The following is an 8696-nucleotide window of genomic DNA, read 5'->3' on the forward strand; positions in this document are numbered from 1 at the left end:
AAAAAAAAGTTAAGTAATGAAAATTATCTCATACAACGTAAACGGAATTCGCGCTGCCATTACCAAAGGATTTCTAGAATGGTTACAACATGCTAATCCAGATGTTATCTGTTTACAGGAAATAAAAGCCACAGAGGAACAAATCCCCGTTTCTGACATTACCGCTGCAGGATATCCGTATCAATATTACTACCCAGCCACCAAAAAAGGGTACAGTGGAGTTGCCATTCTTTCCAAAATAAAACCGAATAATGTAGTTTACGGAACCGGAATTCAACATATGGATTTTGAAGGCAGAAACCTTCGTGCCGATTTTGATGACTGCTCTGTAATGAGTTTATATTTGCCTTCGGGAACAAATATTGAGCGATTGGATCATAAATTTATGTTTATGGATGACTTCCAAAACTACATTGACGAGCTTAAAAAAAGCATTCCCAATCTAATCATTTGCGGAGATTATAACATTTGCCATGAAGCGATCGATATTCACGACCCCATCAGAAATAAAAATACATCTGGATTTTTACCGGAAGAAAGAGCTTGGTTGGATAAATTCATGAAATCTGGATTTGTGGACAGTTTTCGCCATTTCAACAGCGAGCCACACCAATATTCATGGTGGAGTTACCGTGCCGGAGCTCGTGGGAACAACAAAGGTTGGCGCATCGATTACAATTTGGTGAGCGATTCCCTAAAACATAAACTCAAAAGAGCCGTTATATTACCAGATGCGATGCATTCCGATCATTGCCCGGTTTTGGTTGAAATTGATTAATTTTTTAATCAAAATCCAACTATATAAAAACTAGAGTTTTTTTTAGAAATAAAAGGATTTTTAAATTTTTTTATTAAGATTTTTTTTATTGTCTTTGCGTTTTAAAATTAATCGCAAACTCACAATGAAAAAAACGCTATTTGTCTTACTATTTATTTTATTTTGCTTAAATCTTAATGCACAAGTTAATTACGAAAAATCATATTTTATCGATAATAAAGGAACTAAGACGGAATGCTATATAAAAAATAAAGACAAAAATGAGAACCCCACTGATTTTGAATATAAGCTTAGGGTGGATGACTCTCAAGTGATGAATGCGGATGTTAAAACTGTAAAAGAATTTAAGATTGGTGATATTTTAAAATACGAAAGAGCTACTGTTAAAATTGATACTTCAAATGGTAATCTTAATAATTTAAATGAAAATAGGGAACCAGAATGGAAAGAAGTAACAGTATTTCTCAAAGTCTTAGTGGATAGTAAAACTCCTTTATACGAATACAAAACTTTAAATCTAAAACAATTTTTTTATAAAACAGGAAGCACACCTATAGAGCAGCTAATTAATAAAAAGTATATCATTGAAAATGATTTTTCTACCAGGGTAGTATCTAATAATGATTTTCAAAAACAGTTATGGCAAAATTTAAATTGTGGTAACAAAAATATAGATGACGCTTTAAAATTAAAGTACACTCGTAAAGATTTAATAAAGTATTTTATTGATTATAATACTTGTGAAAATAATCATATTGTTGACTATGGTAAGAAATTAGAAAAAGGGAGCCTTAATGTAAAAGTACTGGCTGGACTTACATCATCTTCTTTATCTGCCTCTAATAGTTTAACAAGTTTTTCTTTTGATTTTGATAAAAAAACAAATTTTACTTTTGGAACTGAACTCGAATTTATTCTCCCAATTAATAGAAATAAGTGGTCATTATTTTTTAGCCCAAGTTATAATTCTTATGAAATTTCAGCAACGGCAACATATACATATGTTGTAGGTGTTCACCCAGAAACGAGAGAACAAAAATGGGAGGTTTCTTTAAGTCATTTAGATCTTCCATTTGGTTTTAGATACTATATGTTCGTTAATGACAATTCTAAAATATTTATCGAAGGTTCCTATATTATTTCGAAGGATTTAAATTCAGATGTTAACGACGGTCATGCTTCTCAATTGGAAGTAGAGTTCGCAAACAGAATAGGTTATGGAATAGGTTACAGTTTTAAAAATAAATTCAATGTTGAATTGAAACACAACTCAACAAATATTTTTGCTAACTATTCTTTTTCTGATTCCAAATATAGTTTAACGTCTTTAGTTTTTGGTTATACAATTTTTGATAGTAAAAAGAAGCATTAAAACCTACCAATGCTAATCACTCTTTCACCATTTCAATATGCGGAATGTCATCTTCCAGATACATTTCGCTAGATTGAACAAAACCAAGGCTTTCATAGAATTTTTTGAGATATAATTGAGCTCCAATGGTAATTTGGCTTTCGCCAAAGTGTTCCAAAATACCCGCAATAGCTTCTTTCATCAATTCATGTCCCCATTTCCTTTCTCTATAATCGGGATCAACAGTTACTCTTCCTATGGATGCATTATCAAAAGAAATTCCAGATTTAAAAAGTCGGGCGTGAGCCACAATCTTACCATCAAAAGTTCCAAAAAGATGTAAAGCAACCTTATCCTTACCATCAAGATCAAGATAGACGCAATTTTGCTCCACAACAAAGATTCTGCTTCGCAATTGAAGTATATCATACAATTCATTTACAGATAATGCCTCAAAAGGCTTTATTTTCCATTCTATATTCATCGTTGGAATCTTTTTATATTCTGATTTTAAGTTTGCAAATATAAAACTCAAAACAATTATTATTCAAAAACAAAATCAATTTATCCTCACCTCTTTTAAAATAGACTCTAATTCATGCATGAAATCGCGTTTATCTTTGGAGGGAACATAACAAAATCCTACAAGGTAAGTAATTCTGTTCTTTTTGGTATCAACTATAAGATAACTAATAAAAGGCCCAAACATAAAGCTATCTTTCAATCTCCACGTTCCTTTTGTTACATAGGTCATTTTATCATTCAAAGTAGTTTTCGAAAGATAAAGCGGATAAGACACATCAACATACATATTTGAAGAAGAATCCTGTCCTTTAATGTATTCAGCCCCAATAGAATCTTGAATTTTCACAATCTGATTCAAAACATTATCTTCAAGCTTACCCTTGTTAATAGGAAACTGAGTAACCAAAATACTGCTACTTCCACTGGCAAACTCTCTTTTTAACCAGACAAAATTGTTGTTTTTAATACTAAAAGAATAGCTCTTAGGAACTTTCAAATCAAGTTGAAATTGTTTCTGAATTGTTTTAGAAATTACCAAAGAGTCTTTTAATAATTCTTGGTGGGCTGCCAATTCTCCTTTTCTGATTCTTTGGATTATATCAGGAGTATTTTTTTCAATTAATTCCAGAATAGCCGCAACTGATTTTCCTGTAATATGGAATACGTTTTGAGGAGTGGCATATTGGTTTTTTTGCACTGAAAAACGATTCTCAGCCCCTTTCTTGACAACAATAATAACCCTGCTTTTGGTTACAAAACCCTCCATTACATTGGTAGGGTATTGGTTAATATCAAAAATAGGTTCCTCTTTTGGCAAGCCTTCTACGGGACTTGCAAATTTATTTCTAATGCTATCTCCAACGACACCATTCCACAATTGATTATCTATAACTATTGAAATAGCATTAATTTTACCAGTAGAGTGTTTGGAACTATTTTCTTTTTCCTTAGAGCAAGAAAAAAAAATTACAACGACAAATAGAAATAATATAGCAGTTTTATTCATATTAAAAAGACTGAATAGACTTCAAATATACTGCAGTTTATTCAATTATCCTTTTATTTTCAATCCCATTCCTGGTTTTAAATCATCGCCGGTGATATTGTTCCATTTTTTCAAATCGGATACAGTAACCCCTGGATATTTTTTTGAAATGCTAAACAAGGAATCTCCTTTTTGCACGAGATAATTGCTTTCGTCATTTTTGGAAGAAGCAGTAGCAATTTCTTTTTTCTTAAAAGAATCTACTGTCGCATTATTGGTATTAATAGCAATTTCATTTTTGGCCACTACCAATGAATTACCAACAACTATGTTGTTTGAGTGCAAGTTATTCCATTTCTTTAAATCGGTTAAAGAAGCACCAAATTTCTTAGCAATACCTCCAAGATTATCACCTTTTTGCACTTCGTATTGAATATCTTTAAGCTCAGGCGCAGCAACAACTGCAACAGCAGTTTCATTAGTCACAGGTACAACTACATTACCAATTTGCAATGAAGCTCCTAATTTTAAAGTTTGCGAAGTAAGATGATTCCATTCTTTAATATCAGCTACTGTAGTATTGTATTTTTTGGCAATAGTATTTAAATTATCACCTTTTTGGACAATATAGAAGTTCGTAGCATTGGCAACAAGCGTATCTGTTTTGTCTACAGTTGCTTTGTTTTCCTTGCTTGCAATACTGCTATTTTCTTTAGCAACTAAAGTTTTATTTTTATCACTATTTGAAGCCAATTGAACACTACTTGAATCCGAATCTTTTTCAATGATTATTTTCAATGATTTACCAGCAGCAACCGAATTTCCTTTGAGGTGATTCCATTTCTTCAAATCAGATACTGCAACATCATTTCTTTTTGCAATATCTCCAAGATTATCACCATGCTTAACTTTATAGTATTTCACTTTGGTATTTGACGCTAATGCTGTAGATGTAGAATCTTTGATATAATTAGACTTTCTGCCTTCATTAATCTTTTCTCTTTTGTCCATTTCATATTGAACGTAAGCATAAATTTTATCTTCATTGGAAGTAAAAACAGCCACCTTGCAAGAAGGTAAAGTCAAATAATGGTTTACACCAGCATAATTAGGAATTACATTGCGTTTATAGGAAGGATTTAGCGCTTGAAGTTGCTCAATCGGAATGTCTAATAAATTCGAAATTTGAGCAAAAGACATCTCTTTTTTCACCATTACTGTATCGGTGGCAAAATGTCTAACTAAAGCTTTTTTAGGAACAATACCGTGTTCTTTATGGTATTCATAAATGTACATTGTGGCAAGAAAAGCAGGGACATATCCTTGGGTTTCTTGTGGAAGATGTTTTTTTATGTTCCAAAAATTTTGCTGACCACCTGAGCGACGAATAGCTTTGGTTACATTTCCTGGTCCAGAATTATAAGAAGCTAAAACCAAATCCCAGTCGTTAAAAATGGCGTACATGTTAGTCATATACTGAGCTGCAGCTGCTGAAGATTTCAAAGGATCAGAACGTTCATCAACATAAGAATCGATATTCAAGTTGTATTGTTTTCCTGTTTGATACATGAATTGCCACAAACCGGTTGCACCTACTCTTGAAACTGCTTTTGGATTAAGGGCCGATTCCACAACGGCTAAGTATTTAATTTCCAAAGGCACATTTTGCTTGGCCATCGCCTCTTCAAAAAGAGGAAAGTAATATTCGGCAACCGCCATTTGATTGGCAAATGCTTTTCTTCTATTTTTAAGGAAGGACTTTATTAAATTTTCTAAGCCTTGATTGTATTCGATATTAAAAGGAGATTTAGCATCCATTGCAGCCAATCGTTCTTTCAGCAATTCAGTAGGCAATTCTTTATCAATATCTTTGTCAATATTAACTGTATTGATTTCCGTTTCTAAGTCATTATAGATATCTAGAGTGCTTCCTATTTGATTCATCCACAAACTATCACTTTTAACAGTACGATCGTATTTAACAAAAGAATTTTTTATTGAATCTAAAAAGGAAATAGGCCGTTCGGCACTAACTATATCAGTTTTCTCCACAGCAATCTGCGAGAATACTGAAAAAGAAAGCAAAAGAAAAAAAGAAAGGGTGGTATTTTTTATTGTCATAACTGTAATTTCAATTCGCTATTATTCAAACGATTACAAATCAATTATTGCAAACTTAGAATGTATTTTCTAATTTGAATCATAAATAATGTTAAAAATACAAAAAAATTCGACATTTAACCTAATTTACTAAATTTTGTAAGCAAATAATTTCAAAAAGTGTTTAAATATTAACCTCAAATTAAACACAAACTTCTCGTTAAAAATAAACCAAGACTAATCAAAGACTTAAAACAATTATTTGATTGAAAACAATTCAAGCAAGGAATTAATGTTTTTTAAAAACGGAACTCTGAAATACAACACAAAATGCATTGTAGGACATCAGTATATATAACGCAAATTACTCTAATTTAGTGCTTTAAACAAAAACAAAAACCTTTAGCCGCAAATAAAGCAACTAAAGGTTAAATTGATTTTCAAAAATGTATAACTAACAATTTAAAAATTCAAGTGATAGGATTTGATGTCAATACCAAGATTATTAGTCTAATATTGCAGCAATTCCAGGTAATGTTCTACCTTCTAACATTTCTAACATGGCACCACCACCAGTAGAAACGTAACTCATTTTATCCTCAAAACCGAATTGTTTTACTGCAGCTACAGAATCCCCACCTCCAACAAGAGAGAAAGCACCATTTTCAGTAGAAGCAGCAATATAGTTTCCAAGTGCAATTGTACCTTTGGCAAATGTTTCCATTTCAAAAACACCTAAAGGTCCGTTCCAAAGTATAGTTTTGGATTCCAAAATTACTTTTTCAAAGTTCTCCAATGATTTTGGTCCTGCGTCAAGACCTTGCCATCCATCAGGAATCTCTCTTACGTCTACAATTTGAGTATCGGCTGTATTCGAAAAATCATTTGCAGCAACAACATCAACTGGAATATGAATTTGAACTCCTTTTTCTTTGGCCAATCTCAAAATTTCAAGAGCTAATTCTTGTTTGTCATCTTCACAAATAGAATCTCCAATTTTTCCACCCAACGCTTTTACAAACGTAAATGTCATTCCACCACCAATAATCATGTGATCTACTTTGTCAAGAATATTTTCGATAACTGTTATTTTTGAAGATACTTTTGATCCTCCAAGAACAGCAGTGACAGGTTTCTCGCTATTTTTTAAAACTTTATTTAAGCTTTCAATTTCTTTCGCTAATAGCAATCCAAAACACTTGCTAGTTGGAAAAAACTGGGCAATAATGGTAGTCGAAGCGTGGGCTCTATGTGCTGTACCAAAAGCATCATTTACATAAATATCTCCAAGTGAAGCTAATTCTTTCGCAAAAGCAACATCTCCAGCCTCTTCTTCATCATGAAAACGCAAATTTTCCAATAATAATACTTGCCCTGGTTTCAAATTTTTAGCAGCATCCTGAGCTTCTGCTCCAACACAATTAGCAGCAAATTGAACTGGTACACCTAAAATTTGTGAAGTTGTATTTAGAATATGTTTTAAAGAATATTTGTCTTGAGCTCCTTTTGGTCTCCCTAAGTGAGACATTAAGATAACGCTTCCTCCTTGCGCCAAAATAGCATCTATAGTAGGTTTTGCAGCTTCAATACGCGTTGCATCGGTTACATTAAAATTTTCATCCAAAGGGACATTAAAATCTACTCTTATTATTGCCTTTTTATTATTGAAATCAAAGTTATTCAAAGTCTTCATGGTTCTTTTTTTTAGTTGTTTTTGAAAGAATAACAAAGATATAACTTTTAAATAAGTATTAAATTTGAAAATTCTAAAAAAATTATGAATTTACTAACGAAATCGATGTAAATATAAAATAAGTACAAATCAATATACATATTCTCAAATTAATATGCATTAACGTATAACAACCCAACAATAAAAAATAAATTACTCAGATCCATCGAAATAAAACAAAAAAGCACAAATTATTTCTGTATACCAGAACTAATTTGTGCTTTTTTATATTTTAAAAAATGTTACCTAGTCATGAACTGGACCTTGAGTACAAGGACAGTTACTAACTCCTTGCAAGAATCTAAATCCTATCGTTAAGGAATGAGTCCCTGAATTATGTGCGGCCAAATCATTGTCCAGTGTAATTTGATAAGAATATCCCATCGAGATATATCCTTTTGTAAATCCAATCATAGGACCTACACCTAATGGCTGACCAATTTGGTCATTCAAAAAACGATAGGTAGCACCAATCCAATAATAATCTTCATATCTGTTGAATTTTCGATATTTAAAATTCAAATCCGTGTTAGAACGTCCATCACTTTGAAATATTTGATAAAAAACTGATGGTTCCAATTCAGTTCTGTTACCTATATCAAGCACATAACCTGAATATAATTGATAATTTGTAAGTAAATTTGGCTCAAGTTTGGTTGTGGTAAAATCAATATTTTTTTGCAAAATATTGGTAGCTGTACCACTCACATAGAAACCTCTATTACGATATAACAATCCAACTTCAAAGTTATTATTAGTAGTAGAACGATCACCATTAATACCACTATCAGGAAGAGTGTTAGTTAAATCAGGCAAATCTATACGAAACGAGTTATAAATATACGAAAGCCCAAATGAAAGATATTGTTTGGTATAATAATCCAAAATAATGTGGTGAGCAAATGTAAGCTTACCTCCCGTTTGTTTAGTATTACCATTTGAATCATTGTACAAAGTAACACCCACACCAGATTGGTCCAATACTCTAAAATCGGCATAAAGAGCCTGACTCTGGGGTGCATCTTCAACACCTACCCATTGTTTATAACCATTGAGGTTAATTCTAAAGTTATCTCCAATACCAGCATAACTGGGTGAAATCACATAGGGATTATCGGCCAAATATTGTGTAGCTACTGGAACATTTAACTCTTGACTGTAACTGGCTGTTACAGTCAAAAGAAAAATGCTGATTAAGATCTTTTTCATTTTATTTTACATTTTG

7 protein-coding genes are annotated in these 8696 nt (G+C 32.1%); 2 read left to right on the forward strand and 5 right to left on the reverse strand.

The window, feature by feature from the left end; translation table 11 throughout:
- The first annotated feature begins 16 nt into the window (after positions 1 to 16).
- Together AC1DY0_RS09450 and AC1DY0_RS09455 are read left to right on the forward strand one after the other, a co-directional pair.
- Positions 17 to 778, forward strand: a complete 762-nt coding sequence (locus tag AC1DY0_RS09450) for an exodeoxyribonuclease III (RefSeq protein WP_477188357.1) — start codon at positions 17 to 19, stop codon at positions 776 to 778.
- 124 nt (positions 779 to 902) lie between these two features.
- Positions 903 to 2150, forward strand: coding sequence for a porin family protein (locus AC1DY0_RS09455; RefSeq protein WP_477188358.1), 1248 nt, complete (start codon positions 903 to 905; stop codon positions 2148 to 2150).
- Positions 2151 to 2166: 16 nt separating this feature from the next.
- Here the strand turns inward: AC1DY0_RS09455 and AC1DY0_RS09460 are convergent, their stop codons facing one another.
- From AC1DY0_RS09460 to AC1DY0_RS09480, 5 genes are all read right to left on the reverse strand, one after another.
- Positions 2167 to 2613: a GNAT family N-acetyltransferase gene (locus tag AC1DY0_RS09460; protein ID WP_477188359.1), complete on the reverse strand. Its 447-nt coding sequence runs from the start codon at positions 2611 to 2613 to the stop codon at positions 2167 to 2169.
- Between the two features lie 75 nt (positions 2614 to 2688).
- On the reverse strand, positions 2689 to 3660 hold the full coding sequence (locus AC1DY0_RS09465; RefSeq protein ID WP_477188360.1) for a DUF4837 family protein: 972 nt from the start codon (positions 3658 to 3660) through the stop codon (positions 2689 to 2691).
- Between the two features lie 45 nt (positions 3661 to 3705).
- On the reverse strand, positions 3706 to 5760 hold the full coding sequence (locus AC1DY0_RS09470) for a LysM peptidoglycan-binding domain-containing protein (RefSeq protein WP_477188361.1): 2055 nt from the start codon (positions 5758 to 5760) through the stop codon (positions 3706 to 3708).
- Between the two features lie 484 nt (positions 5761 to 6244).
- Positions 6245 to 7432 carry a phosphoglycerate kinase gene (locus AC1DY0_RS09475; RefSeq protein ID WP_477188362.1) on the reverse strand — a complete coding sequence of 396 codons (1188 nt, stop codon included), beginning with the start codon at positions 7430 to 7432 and terminating at the stop codon, positions 6245 to 6247.
- Between the two features lie 285 nt (positions 7433 to 7717).
- Positions 7718 to 8680 carry a PorP/SprF family type IX secretion system membrane protein gene (locus AC1DY0_RS09480; RefSeq protein ID WP_477188363.1) on the reverse strand — a complete coding sequence of 321 codons (963 nt, stop codon included), beginning with the start codon at positions 8678 to 8680 and terminating at the stop codon, positions 7718 to 7720.
- Between the last annotated feature and the right edge of the window lie 16 nt (positions 8681 to 8696).

The organism is Flavobacterium sp. P1_E4, from assembly GCF_056405915.1.

Excerpts from the sequence above, each read along its gene's own strand:
- AC1DY0_RS09450 (WP_477188357.1), top strand. The coding sequence starts at position 17 with ATGAAAATTATCTCATACAACGTAAACGGAATTCGCGCTGCCATTACC.
- AC1DY0_RS09455 (WP_477188358.1), top strand. The coding sequence starts at position 903 with ATGAAAAAAACGCTATTTGTCTTACTATTTATTTTATTTTGCTTAAAT.
- AC1DY0_RS09460 (WP_477188359.1), bottom strand. The coding sequence starts at position 2,613 with ATGAATATAGAATGGAAAATAAAGCCTTTTGAGGCATTATCTGTAAAT.
- AC1DY0_RS09465 (WP_477188360.1), bottom strand. The coding sequence starts at position 3,660 with ATGAATAAAACTGCTATATTATTTCTATTTGTCGTTGTAATTTTTTTT.
- AC1DY0_RS09470 (WP_477188361.1), bottom strand. The coding sequence starts at position 5,760 with ATGACAATAAAAAATACCACCCTTTCTTTTTTTCTTTTGCTTTCTTTT.
- AC1DY0_RS09475 (WP_477188362.1), bottom strand. The coding sequence starts at position 7,432 with ATGAAGACTTTGAATAACTTTGATTTCAATAATAAAAAGGCAATAATA.
- AC1DY0_RS09480 (WP_477188363.1), bottom strand. The coding sequence starts at position 8,680 with ATGAAAAAGATCTTAATCAGCATTTTTCTTTTGACTGTAACAGCCAGT.